The organism is Lentisphaerota bacterium (assembly GCA_016873675.1).
Lineage (GTDB): Bacteria > Verrucomicrobiota > Kiritimatiellia > RFP12 > JAAYNR01 > VGWG01.
Map to the genome: position 1 here is coordinate 1 of VGWG01000009.1, position 23,666 is coordinate 23,666.

Genomic DNA, 23,666 nt, shown 5'->3' on the forward strand with positions numbered 1-23,666 from the left:
TGCGCATCGGAATTGCGAGCCGCTGGGCCCGGACGGCGCTGGACCGGGAGGGGCTTGCAGCTGTTCAATTCCGGCTGACCACGCTCGACCCCGGGCGGATGGTTATCGAGGATGTCCGGTGGGGGGGGCCCGAGCCAGTGGCGTCGGTGGACTGGGTTGAGCTACGGTTTTCGTATCCCGCTGTGACGCGGGGCTGGCTGGACCGCGTCCGCATCCGCGGCATCCGCACGTCGCTTAGCGTCACGGACGGCCGGGTGACATCGCCGTTGGGCGAACGGGTTTCAGCGCTGGCAGCGGCGCGCGCGGCCCGTGGCCGGGACCGCGTGACGCGCAGCGGCGCGACGTTTGACCGACTGGGCGTGGGCGAACTCTCCATCTCCGGCGCGCAGGTGGCCATTGCAGGGGGGGATGGCGAAACGGTTCTGACGGTGGCGGGGGAGTTGGGCACGACGGCGGAGCCGGGCGGTGAAAAAAATGCTGGTGCCGCGTCTGATCGGTATCGTCTGTGGGCGCGCTTGGGCGACGACGCGGGTCTCCGGGTGGTGCTCACGGGCGCGGTCGTGCCCGGAAGCGGACAGGTGTCGCTGGAGCCGAAGGTCACACTTCTGGATATCGGCGCCTGGTTCGAGCGGTTGCGACGCGTGCTGCCCGATCTGCCCGAGGCGCCCCAAGGCATTTCGATGAACAGAAGCCTGACGCTGCAGGGGAAACTGACCGGTGACGGATGGACGGATCAGGCGCGGCGTGGAAATGGGGAAGGGGAGGGGAGGATCGGATTCACGGCACAGCTCGCGCGTCGCAACGGGGAGGTTGCATTCGAGGGCGAGGCAGTCGTAACGGGGGGACTCTCCAACACAGCGTGGCAAGTCGATGTGAAGGTGCCCGAGTTCCGTATCGTTTACACCCAGGAACACCTGCGTGTTCAGACTCAGGCGGGATTGTCAATCGGGGCCCGTTACGGGGCCAACCGGCTGGCAGTGACTGGTGAAGCCTGGCTGCGGGATACGCGGGCGACCTTCGGCGAGGAGAACGGAGCCACAGGGGAGGGGGGGATTGGCAGGATTGGCGTGCGTGTCGCCCTGCCGGAATGCGACGCGGCGTCCGTATCGAATGCGGGGGTGACGGCATGGGTCGGAATCAGCAATGGCTGGCTTCAGGTTCGGGCGGACGGCACGACCGGTGTGCTGGAGGGGTTGCAGGGAGAGGTGCCGGTGACGTGGTCGGCGCGAGACGGCTTGGTTTTTCCGCCCGGAGACCGGTTGTCATGGCAACGCCTCGATGCGCAGGGGTTGTCTGTCACCAATGAGGGCTTTGCGCTGGAATCCGACGATCAGGCGCGGGTCGTCCGCCTGCGCGCGGGGATCACAGGCAGTCTGTTGAAAGGCGAGGTGACGGCGCGTTTCCCCAACGCCGATCCCCGTCAGGTGATGGTTGACGTGTCCATACCCGAAACGAATCTGGCTGCCGATGATGGTATCATGGCCCTGCTGCGCAAAAAGCTGCCGGACATCGAACTGTCGGGACGCGTGAGCGCCGAAGCCAGCCTCCGTCTTTCGGGAGACCGCCCGCGCGTGACGGGACGATTCCGGATGGCTGACGGCACGCTGCGTGGCACGTCATTCGAGGCGCGCGGCATCGCGGCGGACGTGCCACTGGAACACGATCGGGTGTTGCGGACAACCGGGCGGCCGTTTGTCTCGTTTGCTTCGGCACAAGCAGGCAACATCCGGCTGGATCAGGGGATGGTCCGTTTTCAGCTTCTGCCTGACGAGCTTTTCATTGACCGGGTGGAGGTGGCCTGCTGCTCAGGTAGCTTGAACGCTTACTCCGTGCATCTCAATCTGAAGAATCCGAGTGACGACGTCGTGGTGTATGCGGATCGGATTGACATGGGCGAGGCCCTGATGATGGCGTTTCCCATCAAGGGTCGGATTGACGGCGTTCTGTACGGACGGATTCCTATCGGAATTGATCGGGGCCGAGTCATTTTGCATCCCGGTTTTTTGTATTCGTTGCCGGGGCAGGGCGGCAAGATTGTGCTGGATGACAGCCGGCAGATGCTCGGTCTGTTGGAACGGGCTGGAATCCGCGGCGACGTGCAGGTGCCGTTGTCAAAAGCCTTGAGCGACATGGATCTGAGCGCCATCAAGATGGATCTTACACCCCGTGAAACGGGTGACGACACGCTGGGCATTCGTCTGACCGGCAAGTCGAATTTCAAGGAGTGGCCCGCGCCTGTTGATCTGCGCCTGAATTTTAACGGACCGATTGAGGAGTTGTTGAACATTGGGCTGGACATGTCGGGCCATTAAGTGTCTAATTTACGCGAACTGTATGTCCACGGGAGGCGAAGCATGAAGAAAATTCGCAGGGTGCTGTTGAGTGCGTTGCTGGGCCTGGTGGCCGCCGCGACGTTTGGCGGGTGCCTGTCGGTCAAGACCGAGCATGAGATCAAGCCGATCCACATCACGATGGATGTGAATATCAAGATGCAGAAGGAACTGGAAGATTTTCTGATTTTGGATTAACGGGCAAGTCGGAGAAGGGACGGGTGCGATGAAAAAAATGAAACGCATGTTGAGTCTGGCGGTGGCCGTGGCCATCGGGTTCGTGTGTCTGGCGCAGGCCGATACCGTGGAAGAGGCGAAGAACCGCCGCAAAGAGAGGCGCGATCAGGTGGAGCAGTTGATCCAGGCTGGCAAGGCCGAAGAGGGTTTGGACGGCTATCTGGTTGCCAAGTCCGGGGCCGACGTTGAGGGTGCAAAGCTGATCCAGGCCGAGAACGCGGATCGCAAGATCGGTTACGCGGTGATCGCCAAGGCCAATGGTAAGACGGTCGAGGAAGTCGGCAAGCAGGCGGCCGCTATTATCAAGGCCCACGCCAAAAAAGAGAAATAGAGGGACTGACGATGGATCGGGCAGAGGCTTTTCTCAAACGAATGGGATTCCTCCTAGAAACCCCTGACTTGGGGTCATTGTTGCCTGACTTCGAGCGCGAGATGGCGGCGGGACTGGCCGGGGGGGCGTCGTCGCTGCAGATGATCCCGGCCTATCTTTCGGTCGGCCAACCGGTTCCCGTCGGCCAACCGGTGATCGTGCTCGACGCCGGAGGGACCCATCTGCGCGCGGGCCTCGTGGATTTCAACGCGCACGGAATGCCGACAATCACCCGTTTCACCAAGCACCGCATGCCGGGCACCGACGGGCCGATCACCGCGCGGGCGTTTTATGACACGCTGGCCGATTGTGTTGCGCCGCTCGCCTCCGAGGCCGATACGGTCGGCTTCTGTTTCTCCTATCCGGCGGAGATCAACCCCGACTGCGACGCGCGCCTGCTGCGCTGGACCAAGCAGGTGCAGGCGCCGGAAGTGGTCGGCACGCGGGTCGGCTCCAGTCTGCGCGACTGTCTCGCTGCGCGCGGCCTGCGGCTGCGGGTGACGGTGCTCAACGACACCGTCGCGACATTGCTGGCGGGACGGAGCGTGGGCATGGAGCGCCGCTACGAGACCTACGTCGGCTTCATCCTCGGCACCGGCACCAACACCGCTTATGTGGAGCGGCATGCGGCGATCACCAAGGTCGCGGGGCTTCCGGCCGAGGGCGCCATGGCGATCAACGTCGAGTCGGGCAATTTCGCCCGCGCGCCGCGCAGCCGCTTCGACGACCTCTTCGATGCCACCACGGGAGACCCCGGCACGTCGCTCTTTGAAAAGATGATATCGGGCGCTTATCTCGGGGGGCTGGGGCTGACGATTCTGCGCGAGGCGTCCATGGCCGGCCTGTTCAGCGCCGCGGTCGCCGCGGCCATCGGCGCCACGCGGAAACTGGCAACCAAGGACCTCGACGATTTCTGCCACAACCCCTTCATCCGCTCCGGCGCGGTTGCGGCGCTGCCGCTGTCCGATGACGACAGGCGGCTGATCCTCGCGCTGTGCACGCCGATGTTCGCGCGGGCCGCCTGCTTCACGGCGGTCAACATCGCTGCGGCGGTGCTCAAGACCGGCGCCGGACGCGACCCGCTCCATCCCGTCTGCGTGACCGTGGACGGCTCGACCTACTACCGCACGCTGACCGCCTCCTTCAAATCCCGTGTGGAAGAGCACCTGCGGCGCATCCTCGGCGGACGGGGCATCGCCTATGACCTGATCCACGTAGACGAGGCGCCCGTGATCGGCGCCGCCGTCGCGGGGCTGTCGGGCGCCTGACAGTGTAGTCGGTTGGCGACAGGTGTGAGTGGGTGTGTGTGTGGGGGGGTGTCGTTATGCATACTGTCACATTGTCACCCAAATATCAGGTCGTTATACCGCTTCCGGTCCGGCGCACGATGCGCCTGCGTCCGGGACAGAAGATGCAGGTTGTTGAATACGAGGGGCGTATCGAGTTGATTCCCGACCGAGACATCGCCGATCTGCGGGGCTTTCTGAAAGGGATCAACACCGATTTCGAGAGTAATGAGGACCGGGTATGAACGGCGCTTTCGGGTTTGCGGGGGAATAGCGGCCGTGTTTCACCTTTTTTTCTGGTCGAAATGGCCAGCTTCGGGTATGTTACGGCTTGCTGGATCAAGGCTTGGAGTCGCGGTGATGAGATTCGTTGTCGAATATCGAGGCAAAGACGAGTGGATCACCCGGAGGATGTGCGGAAATGCTGAGTAGCGCATACGCTGCACCGGTCATTCGCGGCGCCGGTCGCGCCCCTTCCGGTCCGTGGGACTTTGGCGGGGAGCGCGAACCGCTGATGCACCGCATCCACGCCTATCCCGCCAAGTTTCCCGCTTTCATCACGCCCAAGGCGGTCGCGTACGCCCAGGCGCGCGGCGTCACCGTCAACCGCATCGCCGACATCTTCTGCGGTGGCGGCACCACCGCCCTGGAATCCAAGCGCCTCGGAACGCCCTTCTGGGGCTGCGACATCAACCCCGTCGCGACGCTCATCGCATGGACCAGAAAATGGTTGGCGACTCGGGCGGTCGAGTTGACAGGGAAAGAGGTGCATTATGGCTGAGGCAAAGACAATCAAGATCGAGTACAAGGACACGGACTCGTTGTTGTTCGACGACGAGAACCCCCGCCTGTCCTCCTTCGGCGAAAGCACCACGCAGGACGCGCTCTTGCGAACGCTCTGGGATGAAATGGCGGTGAGTGAGGTTGCATTGTCTATCGCCGCCAATGGCTATTTCGAGGAGGAGCCGCTCTTCGTCGTTCCGGGTGACGAGAAGAAGGCGGAGCAGAAGGGCAAGTGGGTTGTGGTCGAGGGCAACCGGCGACTGGCCGCCGTGAAGCTCCTGCGCAACGCGGAACTTCGTCGTGTAATGAAAGCCACCGATTTGCCTGCGATCACCGAAGAGCAGCGCAAGAAACTAGCTCTGTTGCCCGTGTCCGTATACCCGAACAAGAAGTCGCTGTGGGAGTACTTTGGTTTCCGCCACGTGAACGGACCGAAGGAGTGGGATTCGTTCAGCAAGGCGGCTTATATCGCCAGCGTGCGGCGTAAGTACGAAGTTCCGTTAGACGAGATCGCGCGTAAGATCGGCGATCAGCACAGCACGGTCACCCGCATCTATCGCGGTTTCGTTCTTCTCGAACAGGCCGAGAAGATGACCGATTTCCAACGCGATGATCGGATTGCGAACCGGTTCTACTTCTCCCATCTCTACACCGCCGCCGACCAAAGGGAGTTTCAGGAGTTTCTGGGAATAGATCCCGCGAGATCACTCCGCGACAACCCCGTGCCCGCCCGACACTTGCCTCAGCTTCAGGAGTTGATGGTATGGTTGTTCGGCAGCAAATCGGACAATAAGTCACCCGTAGTCGAGCAGCAGAACCCCCACCTGAAATGGCTGCGCCGGGTAATCGGCAACAGGCAAGCCCTCTACGCCCTTCGTTCCGGGATCAGCCTGCAACGATCACACGAAATCAGTCTGGGTGATGATCGCCGTTTCCAGGAGGCACTCGTCAAGGCCAAGGATGCTCTGCAGGAGGCCAAGGCTACCGTGACAACGGGATACAAGGGCGAAGCGGAGACGTTGCGGGTCATGGAGGGGCTGCTTGATCTTACTCGCAGCATAGCCGATGAGATGCGCGCGAAAGCGAGTGATGTGCGCAGGAAAACGAGGGGATGACCCATGCCCGCCAACATACCTCTGCCTTCGGAGACCGGTGATCCTATCGTGCTGGCCGATTGGCTTGAGATTCTCGCTCTTTCGGTAGATGACGGCAACGCCAGTCACGGCGACTTGCAGCGCGCGTTGAACCGCCTCGGCGTGGATGGTTTCGACAGTATCTGTACCGCCAGCATGCGCGAGTTGCATCGCCGCGTTACCGCATCGGAACGCAACTACCCTTTCACTTTCACAGGCACGTTACTCACGAAGAAGGACGACTGGCGCGAGCACTTACCCTATGTGTTCTGCCTGCTCTTGTCCTACTGTGATGAGAAGAAGAAGCGCGTCAAAGGCACGAATCACGAGTTGATGTTCGAGCAACTGTCGTGTCTCGCCGCCCGCGGCTATCTTGGCGGGGAAGTCCTGCGTTTCGGTTTCCCGAGAAAGGATTTGCCGGCCGGTTTCCACGATGCCATCTGCCAACTCTGCGGCGCGGTGAAGGAGTGGACGCCCATCACCGGCAAGACGCTGAAGCGTAAAGACGGCGGGCTGGACCTCGTGGCGTGGAAGCCGTTTCCCGATCAACAGATCGGCAAGCTTGTCCTCTTCGGGCACTGCGCTTCAGGGGCGGACTGGGACGCGAAGATCAACGAATTACAGCCAAACGACTTCTGCTCGCTTCATCTGGGTGGCGATAAGAGTCCGATTGTGAAGACCTTCTTCATGCCCCACCGCCTGGACCCCGAGCGTTTCGCGGATCGTGCGGTGTCGGCAAAGTTGTTCTTCGACCGCTGTCGGATCGCCCGCTTTGCGTCAAGCTACGACTTTGCGCAGGTCACCGAGAACGCGAGTCTCGCCTGGTGCGAGACGGTCTTACCGAGGCTTTCCGCATGAGACTCGCCCTCCACGCCATTTGCCCCTACTTTGCGATGTTTCCGGAGAGTTTTGTCCGGGAACAGGTGGAGACGTATTCGTCCCCCGGCGATTGGGTGTTCGATCCCTTTTGCGGCCGCGGCACGACGGTATTGGAGTCTTTACTGTGCGGCCGGCAGGTGGCGGGGTCCGACATCAACCCCGTCGCGGTCTGCGTATCCCGTGCCAAGGCCGAGCGTCCGACCTTGGAGGCAGTGACCGAGCGGTTGGCGAGCCTTGAGGATTTATTCAGCCGCGATAGGCCAGGGAAGGTCGAAACCGAGCGAAAGGCCTTGCCGCCATTTTTCCGGCGGGCCTTTCACCACGCCACACTGCGCGAGTTGCTGTTCCTGCGTTCCGAATTGGACTGGCGTGACAGCGTTACTGATGGGTTCATTTCGGCTTTGGTGGTCGGCTCGCTGCATGGCGAGATGGATCGGTCGAACGCCTATTTTAGCAACCAGATGCCCCGTACGATCTGCCTGAAGCCAGACTACTCGCTGCGCTACTGGAACCAGCATCGCCTCTTTCCCCGGCGACGCCACGTCTTTGACATGCTTCGGCAGAAGGCAGAACTGCGGTTAATAGACCTGCCGGGGGATTGCGGAACGGGCATGGTCAAAAACTCTGACGCCCGCCGCGCCTCTGCCGTCTTTGACAACCTTCATGGTCAGGTGAAACTGGTTGTGACTTCGCCGCCCTATCTGAATGTGACCCGCTATGAAGAGGACCAGTGGCTTCGGCTCTGGTTCTTGGGCGGCGACCCCCGCCCGACATACGGGCAGGTATCCCGCGACGACCGTCATGAAAGCGTCGAGAGCTACTGGCGCTTCATTGCCGAGTCTTGGCGCGGCCTGGCTCCACTCCTCGCCGATGGCGCCCGGCTGGTGTTGCGTCTTGGCGCCATCGGCATGTCGCAGGACGATTTGACGGTGGGTCTGCACACCACAGTCAAGGCCACTTGGCCTCGCGCCCGCCCGCTGACCGCCCCCAAACGTTCCGCCATTGTCGGCCGCCAAGCCAAGAACTTTCTGCCATCGAGCAAGGGTTGCCTCTTCGAGATGGATTATGCCTATGCCTTGTGATCACATCACGCAGAAGAACATCGAGCGTCTGCGTCACACTCCGCCAAACGGTGGCGACCGCCGCGCCTGGCCCGCCCGGCTTCGGCTGCGCTGTCATTCGGGGGACTACGAGGGCCACACGGACGTGTACGGTCGCATGGCCTGGGACGCGCCCGCCCCCACGCTCACCGGGCGCTGCCACAGTATCTCGAATGGCCGTTACGCACCTGCCGAAGAAAGAGGTTTCCGAGCGCGTTGCCGCCATTCTCGAACTCTTCCCGCAACTCCCGCCCCGACTCAAACAGATCGCCGACCACGTCTACTCCCTGAGGCTCGGCAAAGTTGCCTTCTCCGGCCCGGCCGCCGCATTGGCGGATGACAAGGCGAAGTTGAAGGAGTTGTTCTTGTAGGGCATCGTCATGTCAACCATCACGCATAGATCCACAGGCATCGTTTCCTGGCCCAAGGCCGAACGGCCGCGCGAGCGGCTGCTGGCGGGGGAGAAGTTGTCCGAGGCGGAGTTGCTGGCGATCATCCTTCGGGTGGGCCAGGGCACGTTCAAGGCGGGGGTGCGGGGGCGGAATGCGACGGATTTCGCGCGGTCACTGCTGAAGGATTTCAACGGGTTGCGGGGGCTGGACCGGGCGCATGTGCAGGATTTGTTGAAGGTGCCGGGGCTGGGGCCTGCGAAGGTGGCGCAGATCAAGGCGGCGTTCGAACTGGGAAAGAAGGTGTGCGCCGGCAAGCTGACCGCACCAGCATTCGAGTCGTCCAAGGCCATCGCCGACTATTTCCGGCCGCGCTTTACCGGCAAGGGGCAGGAGATCGTCATTGCCGTGTTCCTGAACGGCCAGAATCAGTTACTGGGCTTGAAGGACATCACGGAAGGCACGCCGACCCAGGCGACGGTGTATGTCCGACGGATCATCGAAGAAGCGCTGCACCTGCCCTCCACCGCAGCCGTTGTACTGGTGCATAACCACCCGTCCGGAAACCCGGAACCGTCAGACGGCGACGACGCCACCACGCGCGATCTACTGAAGGCGTGCAAACTGGTGCAACTGATCCTGTTGGATCATGTTATTGTCGGCGAATCCGAGCATTACAGCTACTCCGACGAGGGGCGGCTGAAGGAACTTGATAACGAATAGAAGGAGGCCACATGGCCAAGAAGAAGCAGGAACCGCAGCCATATGCCAAACCGGATCAGATCCGGATTGAAGGTAACAAGATCTTCAGTCCAGTCCGTAAGACGTGGGTGCAACTGACCCCTGAAGAACTTGTGCGTCAGGAATTCCTCTTTGTTCTAATGGAGGAATATGGTTACTCGCTGGATCAGATTGATGAAGAAACACCGGTAACCGGCCGCGGTGCCGGCCAGGCCCGCGCCGACTTCCTGATCTGGCGCACCCCCGCCGCCAAGGCCGCCCAGGAACACGCCCTTATCGTCGTGGAATGCAAGGCCGACAACGTCACGATTTCCCTCAAGGACTACACTCAGGGGGCAAACTACGCGCAGTACGAACACGCTCGGTTCTTCGTCACACACAACCACAGCGAAACTCGATACTGGAAGGTTGACGATACCCGGCGCATGCCGAATTACGACGAGATCGCCGGCATCCCGCACGCCGATGCCACAGACAAGGAAGTCACGGAGTTGCTCTCCCGGCTGAAGGTGTTCAAAGAAGACGAGTTCGCCGACCTGCTGCACCAGTGCCACAACGTCATCCGCAACCGGGAAAAGCGCGATCCGGTCGCCGCGTTCGACGAGATTGCCAAGATTCTCTTCGTGAAGGTCTTCGTCGAGCGCGAACTCAAGGCCAAACGAAAGCGCCAGAACCTTTTCAGCGTGGCCTTTCTTGAAGAGCAACTCGGCGACAACCCGCTGGAAGACCTGTTCCAGAAGACCAAGTCGCACTATCGCAATGACCGCATCTTCGAAGCCGACGAGAAACTGAACCTCAAGCCGGCCACCGGCATCGAGATCGTGCGCCTGCTGGAGAAGTACAACCTCTCGGATACCAGCGAGGACATCAAGGGCATCGCGTTCGAACGGTTTCTTGGCAAGACGTTCCGGGGCGAGATCGGCCAGTTCTTCACCCCGCGTCCGATCGTCGAGTTCATGGTGCGGATGGTCGAGCCCAAGGAAGGCGAGGTCATTTGCGATCCGGCCAGCGGGTCCGGCGGCTTTCTTATCCGATTCTTCGAACTCGTCCGGCAGCAGATCCTGGCCGACGCTGACCGGCAGTACCAGGAGTACAAGGCTGGAATCGAAGCTGACAAGAAGCTGTCCGCCGAGAAGAAGGCCACCATGCTCCGGGCCAAGTTCGACGAAATCCAGGCCACCCTCGACCACGACAGGGAGGGCTCGCGGCTCTGGACACTGGCGAACCGGTGCATCTACGGCACCGACGCCAACGACCGCATGGCACGCACCAGCAAGATGAACATGATCATGCACGGCGACGGACACGGCGGCGTTCACCACCACGACGGCTTTCTGAACGTCAACGGCATCTTCGAGGGCCGGTTTGACATTATCCTCACCAATCCGCCCTTCGGAGCCAACGTCGAGCCGTCGGACAAGATCCTCGAAGAGCAGGTCACGTTGCCGGACGAGATCGAGCGCGAATACGCCCGCGTCTATGGCGCACCCTACCGCGACGCACTGGCCCGACTGCGCGCCGCCAAGGACAAACCCATTGCGAGCCTCTTCGCCTTGCCCAAGGCCAAAGGCAACGGCCCGCTCGGCAAGATCAAGACCGAACTCCTATTCATCGAGCGCTGTCTCGACCTGCTCAAACCCGGCGGTCGTCTTGGCATCGTGCTGCCGGAAAGCGTGTTCAACAATCCGTCGCTGGCGTATGTGCGGGAGTTCTGCGAGAACCGCGCGTTCATCCGCGCCGTGGTCTCGTTGCCCCAGGACACCTTCATCTCGTCGGGCGCCTCGGTGAAGGCGTCGCTACTCTTCATGCAGCGTTTCACGCGCAAGGAGCAGGCCGATTTCGACGCCAAGATGGCCGCCGCCGACAGGGAGACCCGCGCGAAGTGCGCGCAGGAAATCGCCAAGCGCACCCAGGAACTGGAATCGGCCATCGAGAAGGCCAAACAAGAACGGGACAGCGACCGCCGCAAGGTCCTTCAAGCCGAACTGCGCGACTACCAGAGGGAGATGGAAGACCGCATCGTCCGTGAATCGCGGGCCTTGCTGAAGGAGCGCTTCCCATACCCCATCTTCCTCTACGAGGCTGAGCACGTCGGCATCACAGCCACCGGCGACACCGACCGCGTTCAGAACGAACTCGTGCCGAACGAGTTCAAGCCGACAGACGTGGACCTGACCACGCTGGAACTGTACGGCCAGTTCAAGGCCGATCCGAAACCCTTCCTCGCGGCGGGGGCAAAGGCATGATTGCACCGGTCACAGGGAAGGCGTTTGCGGTGCAGTTCCAAGACTTCCTCCGCTGGGACATTGGGTACTTCCGTTCTGTTGCTTGGAAGTGGCCGCATTCTGTCCTGAAGCCGCTTGGCACCGCGCTCATCAGGACCATAGCCGAAGTTCCCGCGTCAGAACGCAAGCCGGGCTTGCCCGTCATCGAGAAGATCTCCTTCGGCGGGGAACTGTCCCATTTCGCGCTCTCTCCGGGAGATAAGTACAAGGGAAGACTCTTCTGGGCTTCAAGCGGTGAGTTGATTTTCAGCAAGATTCGTCTGAAACAAGGATCCGTGGCAGTCGTGACGGCTGACCCACCGAGGATTGCAGTCAGTCCCGAGTATCCCGTCTACCGATTCGACACCAATGAGGTCATGCCCGCCTTCATTCTGTTGGTCTTGAGGAGCGGGGCCTTTCAGAAGTTGCTGACAGGCCTCTCGCACGGGGGATCAACCAAGACTCGAATCCACCCGCGAGAATTTGAACGACTGACTGTGCCTTTGCCGCTGAAGGCGACACAGAAGGAAATCGCGAGCTTCTGGCAGAGACATGTTGATGCCGTTGATGCGGCGCGTGAAGGGCTTCGGGAGCCTGTTCGTCTTCTCCACAACCACCTAGCTGATCTCTACCGTCGCACGTGCACGCGGGACGTGATCCATTCCCGCTTCTTCGTCCTGGAGTTCAAGGACTTGCTCGCCTGGGACGCCAAATCCGGCCGTGCCGCCAGCTTTCGGCTCGCGTGTCCGTCTTTCCGTCCGATGGGCGACTTCATCGAGGAGGCCACAGACCTATGCCGCCCCGCAGACGAGCTTCACAAGGACTGGCCGGTGTACGGCGTGAACAACAAGGAAGGCGTGTTCCTGAACTCGCACCAGAAAGGCGCGTCATTCAACGCCCCGTACAAGCGCATCCGCAAGGATTGGTTCTTCCACAACCCCACCCGCTGCAACGTCGGCTCACTCGGCATCGTCCCGGACGTGCCAGCAGACGCCATTACCAGCCCGGAATACCAAGTGTGGCGCCTGAAGACCGGCATCCCGGAACCCATGCTCCCCGGCTATGTCGCCTGTCTGATCCAGACGCCGTTCTTCCTCGATCTGGTCCAATTCAACCGCGTCGGCGCCGTGAAACAGCGCATGTACACCGAGAACCTCATGCAGGTCCGTATTCCATACCTGCCAGTACCCGAGCAACAGCGCTACGCGGACGCCCGCGAGAAGGCGCTCACCGCTCTCGCCGGTGCCAAACAACGCCTCGCCATCGCTCGCGAAGAAGTGGAAGCCATGATTCTGGGGACAAGGAAGGTGGACACGCCATGAGTCGCGGCAGACAAAAGGTCTCTTTCGAGGGTTTGTTGCAGGAGAATGTTCTGGGATCATTCAAGGTCATCCGCGGTTTTGCTGACTTGGGCGACTTGGCCGAGGTGTCGGTCCCACTCTATCACGACTTCAAAGTGCGAGACGGCTATCAACGGCAACCCACAGAACCACATATCGAAGCGATCAAGTCATTCCTGAAGAAGGGCCGTTACCGGTTCTTCCCGGAGATTGTTCTCGGTCTTTGGAGTAAGGGATCAGACGATCCGATTGTATCGTACCGGAAGCGCCGTGGTTCCACGCGTGACAGTGCATACATTGTCACCGTGAACCTGAAGAAGATCAACGCCGAACCCAAAGGCCGGATCCACCGGATTGACGGGAATCACCGCTTGGAAGCAGCGAAGCGGCTATTAGAAGAACAGAGGCGAGGCGCGACGTTCAGGGACTTTACAAAGGCGCCATTCTGTTTCGTAGTCTTGGACTCAGACAAACCAGAAGACGATGACCTCGCAGAGGCCATGCTGTTCAATCTGATCAACAGCAAGGCGAAGCGCTTAGATTCGGAGCATAGTCTGTCCGTTCTCATGCGTGATAACGGGTCGGAAGCGGACCGGTTCTCGGAAGACCCCCAACTCTATCTGACCAACTGGATGCGGGCAAAGGTTAAGGATTGGCCGCACGGGTTCTTCAGTGCAATGGGCGATGCCCCCCTCTCTCGTCTGCATTCTGCCGCAGGCGTGTTGCTCCGCCCCGGAGGCATCAAGAAGGCAACGCAGCAGGAGATGGAGACCGACGCGGACCACTTGTTCGGCCCATTATACGAACTGGCCATCACGTTGCGTTCTCAGTACGAGACATTCGTGCATTCATATGCTTTTCTTCCAGTCGCCGCGGAGGTTTACGCCCGCCACTCGACGATCGAACCGGCAAAGGGCGCGAACACCGAAGCAGAACGGCTACGCCGTGCTGAAAGATGGCTCAACGATTTCGCGCGATGGTTCGACCGGGTTGGTGGTTCTGACCTCCCCATGCTGGCCGATCCTTGCGTCCTGTGGAACGTCTTCAAGCGCGATTACGACCGCCGGGCCGGCCAGGTCTTCATCGCCATGTCCTTCCGCGAAGACCGGACACTGCATAGCGTTCGGCAGGCCATCGGCGAGGCCATCGCAGCGTTCAACCAGGGCCATCCGAACGCCAAGTTGGCACCGACACGCGTGGACGAGCAGAAGGGCCTGAGTTACGAAATCCCGGCCCGCGTGTTCGAGGAGATCGGTGCCAGCCGACTGCTGATCGCTGATCTCACCGACGAGAAGCCGAACGTCTACTGCGAGGTTGGCTACGCCATGTCCAAGGGTATCCCGTTCATCCTGACATTCCACAAGACGGCCGCTGCTCCCCTGGCTCCCTGGGACCGCACGACGGACTCCGGCAGCAAGGTCCACTTCGACCTGGCCGCGTTCCGGCGCATCGAGTACGACAACCCGATGGATCTCCGAGACAGACTGAGAGGCGAACTCGATGCGTGGCATGATCGGCCCGCGTAGGACAAGATAGTTGGCTCTTACAGAAACGGAGTGAACGCATGTCGAGTTTTGATTCCACGAAGCAGTCGCTGGGCAAGGTGCTGGACAGCATTGTCGAGGGGAAGATTCAGCTTCCGGACTTCCAGCGGGGCTGGGTGTGGGACGATACGCATATTCGGTCGCTGTTGGTCAGCATCGCCCGGTCGTTTCCCATCGGCAGCATCATGCTCCTGGAGACAGGGGGAGAGGCGAAGTTCCAGATTCGACCGATCGAGGGGGTTTCGCTGTCGCCCGGCGTAAATGCCGCTGAACAACTGATTCTGGACGGTCAGCAGCGACTGACATCCCTTACCCAGGTGCTGAAGATGGACAAGGCCGTCCAGACCAAGGACGACCAACGGCGCGAAGTTGAGCGTTTCTACTACTTCAACATTGAAAAGGCGCTACAAGGCGGCGCGTTGATCGAAGACGCCATCTTGGCGGTGGACGCCGCGAAGACACTGCGGACGAATTTCGGGCGCGATATCGTCCTCGACCTGAGCAGTCCGGAGAAGGAGTTCCAGACCTTCCATTTTCCCTGCAACCAGATTCTCAACTCGGACCGATGGGAAGAGGGTCTTATGGCCCACGACAGCAGCCGGTTCCAGCGCTATATGTCGTTCCGCAAGGATGTGCTCGGGAAGTTCCGCGAATACCTGCTGCCGATCATCGAACTGAAGAAGGAGAACAGCAAGGCGGCCGTTTGTCTCGTCTTCGAGAAGGTCAATACCGGCGGGGTGCCGCTGTCGGTCTTCGAGTTGATGACGGCCACCTACGCCGCCGATGGCTTCAACCTGCGGGATGACTGGTATGGCAATGCGGCGAAGAGCATCGCGGGGCGGAGCAAGACGTTGAAGGATCGTGCGCTTCTGAGCGAGATCGAACCCACGGACTTCCTTCAGGGCATCTCGCTTCTTTACACGATCGAACGTCACAGACAGGACGTGGCGGCCGGCAAGTCCAAGAAGGAAGCCACGGCGGTCAGCGCGAAACGAGAACACATCCTGATCATGCCACTGTCAGCCTATCAGGCATGGGCCGACCGCCTGCTGGCCGGCTTCCTGGAGGCGGACCGATTCCTACGACAAGAGGGCTTCCACAAGCGCGACTTCCTGCCGTACCGAACGCAACTTGTGCCTCTTGCGGCCACGATGGTGCATCTCGGGGAACGCTGGCTCGAACCGGCGAACAAGGACAAACTGCGGCGCTGGTTCTGGTGCGGGGTGTTCGGCGAACTCTACGGCGGCGCGGTCGAGACCCGCATCGCCCTCGATCTGCAGGATCTGCTCGCGTGGTGCGATGATGCCGGTGCGGCGGTGCCCAAGACGGTCGTGGATGCCGGCTTCCAGGTGTCCCGGTTGGACACGTTACGGACGCGGACAAGCGCGGCGTACCGGGGGCTGTACGTCCTACTCCAGCGGGAGGGCTCCCATGACTTCTTCTGGAAGGCGCGCATGATTGATCTGGACCGGGACGAGTGCAAGATCGACATCCATCACATCTTCCCCAAGGCATGGTGCAAGGCCCAGGGCATTACGCCAGCCGTCTTCAACTCCATCGTCAATAAGACGGCCATCTCATACAAAGCCAACCGCATGGTCGGCGGCAAGGCCCCCTCCGCATACCTTGAGGACATCCGCACGCACAGTCACGTCGGCATCGAAGTTCAGGAGCAGGACGCGATCCTCCGCACGCACGTCATAGACCCCGGGCTCCTGCGCACAGACGACTTCCGTGCCTTTTACGAAGCTCGCAAGAAGGCCCTTATCGGCCATGTCGAGCGCGCCATGGGCAAAGACGCCGTCGCTCACGCGCCTCAAGCCGCACCCGAGGACGAGTGGGAAGATGAGGAATCGGACGGGCAAGATGGCTGAAAGTCTGCACACCGGACAGCATCGAGGGACATGTAGACACTCGGCGGTCTTCGGGGTGGGGCGATGACAACGCTCAACCGATCCTCCCCCGAATCGCTGGCCGTCAGCGTCGGATTCGACCTGCTGGGTGAGCGGTTCGGGGACGATGTGGCGAAAGCAGTCAGTTCCGCCCTGAAGGCCAGCGCGCTGTTTCCGGGCGGCGGGGATGCGCTGGCGATCTTCCGGCACACTCTTGCGGCGTCCATCCGCGACATCGAGGAGGAGGACGACGGCGGCCCGTTGTTTCAGCGGTTTTTGCGGGATGGACCCTATGAACGCGAGGGGCCGATTCCGCCGGAGTTGCGGGGCAAACGGCTCACGGCGGAGGAGTGTGCCGAGGCGATCACGTTTGTTTACTCGTTCATGGTGAACAGCTTCAAGGGCGCGGTCACGGAATTGCTGGCGGCCGGGGCGTGTCAGCGGCTCATGCGGGACCCGCGCGTTGCCGGCAGATTGCCCGCAGGCGCGAGGTTGTACGTCGGCGACTCGGTGCTGGTTCGCCGGGCATCCGGCAGGGGTGGACTGAAGGGCGCGGACTTGCATATCCTCGCCAAGACCAATCAATGCGTGACCGTTGTCGGCGTAGTCGAGGTGAAATCCGGCCGCAAGTCGGCACAGGCGCTCACCGGACAACTCGACAAACACATCCGCCGGGCCAGGTTTGGGTTGATCGTGGGCAGTGATGAGTATCCGGCCGGGGAGGTCCGCCTGGGTGCCGGAGACGACGGGAAGATTATGCGCATCACGGTCCTGCCCAGCGAATGGCCGTTACCGCGCACGCTGCGTTTCGAGGAGCGAGGGGAGATGAAGCGCGAACTGGTGCTGGACCCGCCCGTCCCGCCGCGCAGTGAGGACGAGTTCATTCCGAAGGGCAACGGCGACTGGCATATCGTGCTGCGTTGGTCCCGCGAAGCGATTGCCGCGGCCGCCTACGAGATGACGTTCTGGTACATGGAGAAAGTGGGCGAGGCGATCTACACGCAGAAGGCCGGTGAACCGGATCCGAAGCCCAAGGACTGGGCAGAGATGACACCCGCCGAGGCGGGGCGCAATGCCATCAAGATGATGCTCTACTACGCCATCCGGCCGGATGCGATTCTGGCGGAGAAGGCCAAGGAGCAGAACAAGCCGTTGCCTCGTCCGATCGCCCGGCGCCTGAGCCGCGCCATCGCTCTGTACAACACCTACGGCTTCGGCTACGCCCTTGGCATGAACTATCGGAATTCCCAAGGCCGGCGCGAGATGCTCTGGCCGCAGGACCTCGACGAGATTGCGCTCAACGGACAGACGGCGAACGGCTGCCGGATCGCAGGAACCGGGAGGAGATGACATGAATAAGTTCTGTCAGAGTTGCGGTATGCCAATGAAGAAGGACCCCGAGGGCGGGGGGACGAGTGCGGACGGGAGCAAGAGCCCGGACTATTGCAGTTACTGCTTCCGGAATGGCGCGTTCACCTCGCCGGAGATCCGGACTGCCGCCGACATGCAGCGGTTCTGTATCGGCAAGCTGAAAGAAATGGGCATGCCCGGTTTCATGGCATGGTTGTTCACGCGCAGCATCCCGCGTCTGAAGCGGTGGAGAACAACGTGAGAGAAGACGGATTCCAATGCCGGCAGTGCGGACATTGCTGCATTGATGTGAGCGGTGCGTTTTCCGCCTGCGCGACGGATGCCGACATCGAACGCTGGGAGGCTGCGGGACGGGATGACATTCTGGCGTGGGTCGACCGGATTGAGGTCGGCGACGCGTGCGTGTACGATCTCTGGATCGATCCGAAAACGGGCGACGACGTGAGCCGATGCCCGTGGTTGCAGCCGGTCTCCGGAAGCGACCGCTATGTCTGCCGCATCCACGACATGAAGCCGGATCATTGCCAGGAATACCCCAAATCCAGGCGACATGCCGACGAGACCGGCTGTCCGGGGTTTGAAACGCCATGAAGAATCTGCTGTCCAAACTGACCGGGGAGCAAGCCCTTGACGTGTTGCAGCGCTTGGCTGCCCGGCAGGGGGACGTTGCCGATGCGATTCTGGTCGAGGCGAAGCGCGTTCTGGCCGCCGTGGATGTCGAGGAGATCGCGGATGAGGTGTTTAATCAGTTGGACGGGATCGCCGTCGAAGACTGCTGGGATAGGGCCGGGCGGCATCGGGACGGGTACACCACTCCGGAGGATGCTGCCGTACAGTTGATAGAAGAAGAGCTTCAACCGTTTGTCGCCCAGATCGAGCGTTATCATTCGATGGGGATGGCGAAGCAGGAGCGGGATTATTGCATGGGTGTCATTCTCGGAAGCTACCGCTATGAAAAGGAGTCGAAGTCAGAGTTCAAGGAGTGCATGGCGTCGCGATGCTCTCCGATGAGGTCGTTGATTCGTAAGCATAATCGTTTCTTACTCCTGAGAGCGGTGTCGCGCGGAATACCGCTTGCCACCGCAATCCAAAATGGCTGGCGCGACGTCCCGAAGCCCTTCGTCCGGGCGGCAGCGTCTGGAGTGCGGTGGCAAGCGGTATTCCGCGCGACACCGCTTTTCCCGGCTTCGCAACGAATGCAGACCCCTCGCAACGGCGTCGAGAGCCAGCATATGCAATAGTGCCTGAATATTAGATGCGTTTGCCCCGGCATGATCAGGGAGCCGTCTACGAGTCGGATCGGCGAGGGTTGGGGGGATTACGATTACGATTACGATTAAGTAACCCTCATCAGAACTGCCATGCGCCCATAATGATGATCACTTATGGGTTGATATGTGTGCCGGATTTGGTACTCTATTGATGCCATAAGAGGAGGAATCCAGATGAAATTCATGACTGCCAGAGAGTTTCGCGTGAACACAGGGGCGATGCGCCGTGACTTGGACCGTGACGAAGAAGTCGTGCTCACGGCCAGCGGGCGCCCCTTCGCAATCGTGTCCGCCGTGCATCCCGAATGTTTTGACAAAGAGTTGCGGGCGATCCGCGGGGCGCGGGCAAAGGTGGCCCTGGAACGGCTTCGCGAGCGCGCGGCTCTGGCCGGAACAGCAGACATGTCCATGGCGGAGATTGATGCGATTATAGCGGACACCCGCCGCGCCAAGGTTAAGGCATGAAGGTCGTGCTCGACACCAACGTGCTTGTTTCCGGAATGATGACGACGGGAGGAACCTGCGCCCTCATTCTGGATCTGCTGAGTGAGAGCCGACTCGTCGCGGCACTTGACAGCAGACTGATGGCCGAGTACCGGCGCGTATGTGCGGAACCACGGTTGCATCTTAATGCCGAGGCCGTCCGGGATTTTCTGCATTTTTTGAACGATTGCGCCGAGGCGGTCACCGCAATGCCTCTGGACGTTATCCTGCCCGACCCGGATGATCTCCCCTTCCTGGAAGTGGCGACGGAGGCGCAGGCGGTTCTGGTCACGGGGAACAAAAAACACTTTCCACAAAAGGCTGTGGGTGCGGTCCGGGTTGTCAGCCCCCGAGAATTCATGGACATGCTGCGTGTGCAGCCACGGTGTCAAAGGTAAACGGGGGAGCGAATGCCGATGGCAGCAGAAGCCCGGACGGTTGTTTACGTGAAGCATCCCGCAGTTGAAACGGTGGAGAGAGACGTGAGAGAAGACGGCTTTCAGTGCCGGATCATTGCCGGGAATACCCCAAATCCAGGCAGCACGCCGATGAGACCGGCTGTCCGGGGTTTGAAACGACATGAAGAACTAGCCGTACATTGATAGAAGAGGCGCTTCAGCCGTTTGTCGCCCAGATCGAGCGTTATCATTCGATGGGGCTGGCGAAGCAGGAGCGGGATTATTGCATGGGGGTCATTCTCGGAAGCTACCGCTATGAAAAGGAGTCGCGCCCCCACTCCTGTCCGCATAAACTGCCTCTTTTGTTACCCGGCGGTTCATGGTATTATGGCGCCCATGAAAACGTGGACCACGAAGAAGATCCGCGAAGCGAAGGGGGCTGGCACCCGGCTGGCGTGCCTCACCGCCTACGATTTCACGACGGCGCGCATCATGGACGGCGCGGGCATCCCGCTGATCCTCGTCGGTGACTCGCTCGGCATGACCATGCTGGGCCATGCCAACACGCTGCCGGTGACCCTCGACGACATGATCCACCACACGGCGGCCGTTGCGCGCGGCGTGGCGCATGCGCTGGTCGTCGCCGACATGCCGTTTATGACCTATCAGGTTTCTGACGAGCAGGCGCTGACCAATGCGGGGCGGTTGTTGCAGGAGGGCGGCGCCGACGCTGTCAAGATCGAGGGGGGAGGCAGCCGGGTCTCCCGTATCGCCCGCCTGACCGAGTGCGGCATCCCCGTTTTGGCGCACATCGGCTTGACGCCCCAGTCGGTCAACCAGGTGGGCGGCTTCCGACTTCAGGGCAAGAGCGCCGATGACGGCCGTCGCCTGCTCGACGATGCGGTGGCCCTGGCCGAGGCGGGCGCATTCGCGATCGTGCTGGAGTGCATTCCCGCGCCGCTCGCCCGGGTCATTACCGAAGCAGTTCCGGTCCCCACCATCGGCATCGGGGCCGGGCCCTTCTGCGACGGACAGATTCTGGTTTATCACGACATGCTCGGCCTGAATGAGGCGTTTCAGCCGACCTTTGTCAAGCGCTATGCGACGCTGGCCGACACCATGCGGCAGGCTTTCTCGGCCTATGCGGAGGAGGTCGCGTCCGGCGTGTTTCCATCCGCTGCGCAGAGTTTCGGGACGCCAACAGACAAGGGACCGGCGACATGAGCGAGAGTCATTACGATTTTGCGGCGATTGAAGCGAAGTGGCAGGCGTATTGGGAGCAGCACAAGACCTTCAAGACGGAGGATTTTGTCCCCGGAAAGCCCAAGTATTATGTGCTCGACATGTTTCCGTATCCCAGCGGCGCGGGGCTGCATGTTGGCCATCCCGAAGGCTATACCGCGACCGACATTCTCTGCCGCTACAAGCGGATGCGCGGATTCAACGTGTTGCATCCCATGGGCTGGGACGCCTTTGGACTCCCCGCCGAACAATATGCGGTTGAGACCGGAACCCATCCGGCGATTACCACCGAACGGAACATCACGCATTTCCGCAAGCAGATCAAGGCGCTGGGCTTCAGTTACGACTGGGATCGCGAGGTCAACACCACCGATCCGGGCTATTACAAGTGGACGCAGTGGATCTTCGAGCAATTGCATAAGAAGGGGCTGGCCTACAGGGCCGAAGTCGCGGTCAACTGGTGTCCGGCGCTGGGCACGGTTTTGGCCAACGAAGAGGTGATTGATGGCCGCAGCGAGCGGGGCAACCACCCGGTGGTGCGGCGTCCGATGTGCCAGTGGATGCTGCGCATCACCGATTACGCCGAGCGGCTCCTCAACGACCTGGAGACCCTCGACTGGTCCGAGGGGATCAAGGAGATGCAGCGCAACTGGATCGGCAAGTCGGTCGGCGCGGAGGTGGATTTCATCATCGCCGGATCGGACCTGCGGGTGACGGTCTACACGACCCGCCCCGACACCCTCTTCGGCGCGACCTATCTGGTGCTGGCCCCGGAGCATCCGGGCGTGGCGGCGGTCACCGCCGCGGCGCAGCGCGCGGCGGTGCAGGCCTATCAGGAGGCGGCGTCGCGCAAGAGCGATCTCGACCGGACCGAGCTGAACCCCGGCAAGACCGGCGTCTTCACTGGCGGCTACGCCATCAATCCGGTCACCGGCGAGAAGCTGCCGGTCTGGGTCGCCGACTACGTGCTGATCAGCTACGGCACCGGCGCGATCATGGCCGTGCCGGCGCACGACACCCGCGATTTCGAGTTCGCGCAGACCTTCAACCTCCCCGTCCGCTGCATCATCGCGCCGGACGCGGCGGCGGCGGCCGCGGCCGGCGCGGATGTGGCGGCCGTGCTCGACGGCCGCGCCTGCTGGACCGGCAACGGCCGGATGATCCATTCCGCCAACGACCAGGGGCTCGACATCAACGGCCTGGAGGTGGCCGACTCCAAACGCCGCACCACCGACTGGCTGGCCGCGCGGGGCATCGGCCGCGAGGCCGTGAAGTACAAGCTGCGCGACTGGCTCTTCAGCCGCCAGCGCTACTGGGGCGAGCCGTTCCCGGTGATCCACATGGACGACGGCTCCATCCGTCTGGTGGACGAGGCCGACCTGCCGCTGACCCTCCCCGAACTCGCCGACTTCAAGCCGACAGGCACAGGCGAACCGCCGCTGTCCAAAGCCGGCGATTGGCTGGCGTACAGCGATCCCAAGACCGGCCAGCGCGGCCGCCGCGAGACCAACACCATGCCGCAATGGGCGGGGTCGTGCTGGTACTACCTCCGCTACATTGACCCGCGCAATCCGGATGCTCTGGTTGATCCCGCCAAGGAGAAGTACTGGATGCCGGTGGACCTCTACGTCGGCGGCGCCGAGCATGCGGTGTTGCACCTGCTGTACGCCCGCTTCTGGCACAAGGTCCTCTTCGACCTCGGCTACGTGTCGACCTCCGAGCCCTTCCAGCGGCTGGTCAACCAGGGGATGATCCTGGGGCTCTCCTACAAGGATCAGCGCGGCGCGCTGGTCGCCATGGATCACGTGAGCCACACGCCCGAGGGCCCGGTGCACGCGGAGACGGGCGAGAAGCTCGTCGAATTCGCCGCCAAGATGTCCAAATCGCTGAAGAACGTGGTCAACCCCGATGACGTGATCGGCGAATACGGCGCCGACAGCATGCGGCTCTACGAGATGTTCATGGGTCCGCTCGAGGCGGTGAAGCCGTGGAACACGCAGGGCGTCGAGGGCGTCTACCGCTTTCTCAAGCGCTCGCATCGGATGATCACCGCGCAGCCGCTCACCGACGCGCCGATGGATCGGGAACACCTGCGGATGCTGCACGCGACGATCAAGAAGGTGACCGGCGATCTTGAAACGCTGGGTTTCAACACGGCCATCAGCCAGTTGATGATCTGCCTCAACGCCTTCTCGGGGGAGCGCAAGCCGCTGCCGCGGGCCGCCGCCGAGGCCTTCGTGCTGCTGCTCTCGCCGTTTGCGCCGCACCTCGGCGAAGAGCTCTGGGAATCGCTGGGACACACGCAGAGCCTGGCGTACGAGCCGTGGCCGACCGTCGACGAAACGGTTCTCACCGTCACCGAAGTTGAGGTGCTGGCGCAGGTGCAAGGCAAGCCCAAGGCCCGCATCCTGATGCCCGCCGACGCCGACGAGGCGACCCAGAAGGCACTCGCCCTCGGGCATCCCGACGTCATCACCGCCCTCGCCGGACGCCCCGTGCGCAAGGTGATTTGCGTGCCGGGACGGCTGGTCAACATCGTGGGATGAGCTTCGATCAGGATCGGATCGCTGACCAGAGCCAGCAGAGGCCCAAGTGGCGCACGACGCTCATCGG

General features: G+C 61.6%; 21 protein-coding genes and 2 pseudogenes. All 23 read left to right on the top strand.

Annotated elements, in window-relative coordinates; translation table 11 throughout:
• Positions 1 to 2,312 (top strand): hypothetical protein (locus FJ222_02395; protein MBM4163280.1); only part of this gene is annotated, 2,312 nt, incomplete at its 5' end.
• 60 nt (positions 2,313 to 2,372) lie between these two features.
• Positions 2,373 to 2,528, top strand: a complete 156-nt coding sequence (locus FJ222_02400; GenBank protein ID MBM4163281.1) for a YnbE family lipoprotein — start codon at positions 2,373 to 2,375, stop codon at positions 2,526 to 2,528.
• 28 nt (positions 2,529 to 2,556) lie between these two features.
• The gene (locus FJ222_02405; protein ID MBM4163282.1) at positions 2,557 to 2,898 is read left to right on the top strand and encodes a DUF1318 domain-containing protein; all 342 of its coding nucleotides are present in this window, start codon (positions 2,557 to 2,559) and stop codon (positions 2,896 to 2,898) included.
• An 11-nt stretch (positions 2,899 to 2,909) separates the two neighbouring features.
• The gene (locus FJ222_02410; protein ID MBM4163283.1) at positions 2,910 to 4,205 is read left to right on the top strand and encodes a hexokinase; all 1,296 of its coding nucleotides are present in this window, start codon (positions 2,910 to 2,912) and stop codon (positions 4,203 to 4,205) included.
• A gap of 56 nt (positions 4,206 to 4,261) precedes the next feature.
• Entirely contained in the window at positions 4,262 to 4,468 is a 207-nt protein-coding gene (locus FJ222_02415) for an AbrB/MazE/SpoVT family DNA-binding domain-containing protein (GenBank protein ID MBM4163284.1), read from the top strand.
• 269 nt (positions 4,469 to 4,737) lie between these two features.
• Positions 4,738 to 4,947 (top strand): annotated as a pseudogene (locus tag FJ222_02420) (site-specific DNA-methyltransferase).
• A 49-nt stretch (positions 4,948 to 4,996) separates the two neighbouring features.
• Positions 4,997 to 6,121 (top strand): hypothetical protein, encoded by a 1,125-nt coding sequence (locus tag FJ222_02425; protein MBM4163285.1) that lies wholly within the window; start codon positions 4,997 to 4,999, stop codon positions 6,119 to 6,121.
• 3 nt (positions 6,122 to 6,124) lie between these two features.
• Complete coding sequence (locus FJ222_02430; GenBank protein MBM4163286.1) at positions 6,125 to 6,997, top strand: hypothetical protein; 873 nt, start codon at positions 6,125 to 6,127, stop codon at positions 6,995 to 6,997.
• Positions 6,994 to 8,100, top strand: a complete 1,107-nt coding sequence (locus tag FJ222_02435; GenBank protein MBM4163287.1) for a DNA methylase — start codon at positions 6,994 to 6,996, stop codon at positions 8,098 to 8,100. Before FJ222_02430 ends, FJ222_02435 begins: the two co-directional genes overlap by 4 nt.
• A 16-nt stretch (positions 8,101 to 8,116) precedes the next feature.
• Positions 8,117 to 8,302, top strand: a pseudogene (locus tag FJ222_02440) (DNA cytosine methyltransferase).
• A 196-nt stretch (positions 8,303 to 8,498) separates the two neighbouring features.
• Positions 8,499 to 9,230, top strand: a complete 732-nt coding sequence (gene radC / locus FJ222_02445; protein ID MBM4163288.1) for a DNA repair protein RadC — start codon at positions 8,499 to 8,501, stop codon at positions 9,228 to 9,230.
• 11 nt (positions 9,231 to 9,241) lie between these two features.
• Positions 9,242 to 11,494 carry a restriction endonuclease subunit M gene (locus tag FJ222_02450; GenBank protein ID MBM4163289.1) on the top strand — a complete coding sequence of 751 codons (2,253 nt, stop codon included), beginning with the start codon at positions 9,242 to 9,244 and terminating at the stop codon, positions 11,492 to 11,494.
• Positions 11,491 to 12,834, top strand: coding sequence for a hypothetical protein (locus tag FJ222_02455; protein ID MBM4163290.1), 1,344 nt, complete (start codon positions 11,491 to 11,493; stop codon positions 12,832 to 12,834). The genes FJ222_02450 and FJ222_02455 overlap by 4 nt, the downstream gene beginning before the upstream one ends.
• A complete protein-coding gene (locus tag FJ222_02460) occupies positions 12,831 to 14,378 on the top strand; it encodes a hypothetical protein (protein MBM4163291.1) in 1,548 nt (515 codons plus the stop codon). The genes FJ222_02455 and FJ222_02460 overlap by 4 nt, the downstream gene beginning before the upstream one ends.
• Positions 14,379 to 14,416: 38 nt before the next feature.
• Positions 14,417 to 16,270 (top strand): DUF262 domain-containing protein, encoded by a 1,854-nt coding sequence (locus FJ222_02465; GenBank protein ID MBM4163292.1) that lies wholly within the window; start codon positions 14,417 to 14,419, stop codon positions 16,268 to 16,270.
• Between the two features lie 63 nt (positions 16,271 to 16,333).
• Positions 16,334 to 17,638: a hypothetical protein gene (locus FJ222_02470; protein MBM4163293.1), complete on the top strand. Its 1,305-nt coding sequence runs from the start codon at positions 16,334 to 16,336 to the stop codon at positions 17,636 to 17,638.
• A 1-nt stretch (position 17,639) separates the two neighbouring features.
• Positions 17,640 to 17,900: a hypothetical protein gene (locus FJ222_02475; GenBank protein ID MBM4163294.1), complete on the top strand. Its 261-nt coding sequence runs from the start codon at positions 17,640 to 17,642 to the stop codon at positions 17,898 to 17,900.
• Positions 17,849 to 18,250 carry a hypothetical protein gene (locus tag FJ222_02480; protein ID MBM4163295.1) on the top strand — a complete coding sequence of 134 codons (402 nt, stop codon included), beginning with the start codon at positions 17,849 to 17,851 and terminating at the stop codon, positions 18,248 to 18,250. The genes FJ222_02475 and FJ222_02480 overlap by 52 nt, the downstream gene beginning before the upstream one ends.
• A complete protein-coding gene (locus FJ222_02485) occupies positions 18,247 to 18,900 on the top strand; it encodes a hypothetical protein (protein ID MBM4163296.1) in 654 nt (217 codons plus the stop codon). Before FJ222_02480 ends, FJ222_02485 begins: the two co-directional genes overlap by 4 nt.
• A gap of 204 nt (positions 18,901 to 19,104) precedes the next feature.
• Positions 19,105 to 19,395, top strand: a complete 291-nt coding sequence (locus FJ222_02490) for a hypothetical protein (GenBank protein MBM4163297.1) — start codon at positions 19,105 to 19,107, stop codon at positions 19,393 to 19,395.
• Positions 19,392 to 19,811, top strand: a complete 420-nt coding sequence (locus tag FJ222_02495; protein ID MBM4163298.1) for a putative toxin-antitoxin system toxin component, PIN family — start codon at positions 19,392 to 19,394, stop codon at positions 19,809 to 19,811. Before FJ222_02490 ends, FJ222_02495 begins: the two co-directional genes overlap by 4 nt.
• Positions 19,812 to 20,198: 387 nt before the next feature.
• Entirely contained in the window at positions 20,199 to 21,035 is an 837-nt protein-coding gene (gene panB / locus FJ222_02500; GenBank protein MBM4163299.1) for a 3-methyl-2-oxobutanoate hydroxymethyltransferase, read from the top strand.
• Positions 21,032 to 23,599 (top strand): leucine--tRNA ligase, encoded by a 2,568-nt coding sequence (locus FJ222_02505; protein ID MBM4163300.1) that lies wholly within the window; start codon positions 21,032 to 21,034, stop codon positions 23,597 to 23,599. The genes panB and FJ222_02505 overlap by 4 nt, the downstream gene beginning before the upstream one ends.
• The last annotated feature ends 67 nt before the right edge of the window (positions 23,600 to 23,666 follow it).

Bases quoted from the DNA above. Each gene is read 5' to 3' on its own strand.
- FJ222_02460 (MBM4163291.1), top strand. From the start codon at position 12,831: ATGAGTCGCGGCAGACAAAAGGTCTCTTTCGAGGGTTTGTTGCAGGAG.
- FJ222_02480 (MBM4163295.1), top strand. From the start codon at position 17,849: ATGGTTGTTCACGCGCAGCATCCCGCGTCTGAAGCGGTGGAGAACAAC.
- FJ222_02465 (MBM4163292.1), top strand. From the start codon at position 14,417: ATGTCGAGTTTTGATTCCACGAAGCAGTCGCTGGGCAAGGTGCTGGAC.
- FJ222_02450 (MBM4163289.1), top strand. From the start codon at position 9,242: ATGGCCAAGAAGAAGCAGGAACCGCAGCCATATGCCAAACCGGATCAG.
- FJ222_02405 (MBM4163282.1), top strand. From the start codon at position 2,557: ATGAAAAAAATGAAACGCATGTTGAGTCTGGCGGTGGCCGTGGCCATC.
- FJ222_02435 (MBM4163287.1), top strand. From the start codon at position 6,994: ATGAGACTCGCCCTCCACGCCATTTGCCCCTACTTTGCGATGTTTCCG.
- FJ222_02410 (MBM4163283.1), top strand. From the start codon at position 2,910: ATGGATCGGGCAGAGGCTTTTCTCAAACGAATGGGATTCCTCCTAGAA.
- FJ222_02455 (MBM4163290.1), top strand. From the start codon at position 11,491: ATGATTGCACCGGTCACAGGGAAGGCGTTTGCGGTGCAGTTCCAAGAC.
- FJ222_02505 (MBM4163300.1), top strand. From the start codon at position 21,032: ATGAGCGAGAGTCATTACGATTTTGCGGCGATTGAAGCGAAGTGGCAG.
- FJ222_02495 (MBM4163298.1), top strand. From the start codon at position 19,392: ATGAAGGTCGTGCTCGACACCAACGTGCTTGTTTCCGGAATGATGACG.
- FJ222_02490 (MBM4163297.1), top strand. From the start codon at position 19,105: ATGAAATTCATGACTGCCAGAGAGTTTCGCGTGAACACAGGGGCGATG.
- radC (MBM4163288.1), top strand. From the start codon at position 8,499: ATGTCAACCATCACGCATAGATCCACAGGCATCGTTTCCTGGCCCAAG.
- FJ222_02425 (MBM4163285.1), top strand. From the start codon at position 4,997: ATGGCTGAGGCAAAGACAATCAAGATCGAGTACAAGGACACGGACTCG.
- FJ222_02475 (MBM4163294.1), top strand. From the start codon at position 17,640: ATGAATAAGTTCTGTCAGAGTTGCGGTATGCCAATGAAGAAGGACCCC.
- FJ222_02415 (MBM4163284.1), top strand. From the start codon at position 4,262: ATGCATACTGTCACATTGTCACCCAAATATCAGGTCGTTATACCGCTT.
- panB (MBM4163299.1), top strand. From the start codon at position 20,199: ATGGCGCCCATGAAAACGTGGACCACGAAGAAGATCCGCGAAGCGAAG.
- FJ222_02430 (MBM4163286.1), top strand. From the start codon at position 6,125: ATGCCCGCCAACATACCTCTGCCTTCGGAGACCGGTGATCCTATCGTG.
- FJ222_02485 (MBM4163296.1), top strand. From the start codon at position 18,247: ATGAAGAATCTGCTGTCCAAACTGACCGGGGAGCAAGCCCTTGACGTG.
- FJ222_02470 (MBM4163293.1), top strand. From the start codon at position 16,334: ATGACAACGCTCAACCGATCCTCCCCCGAATCGCTGGCCGTCAGCGTC.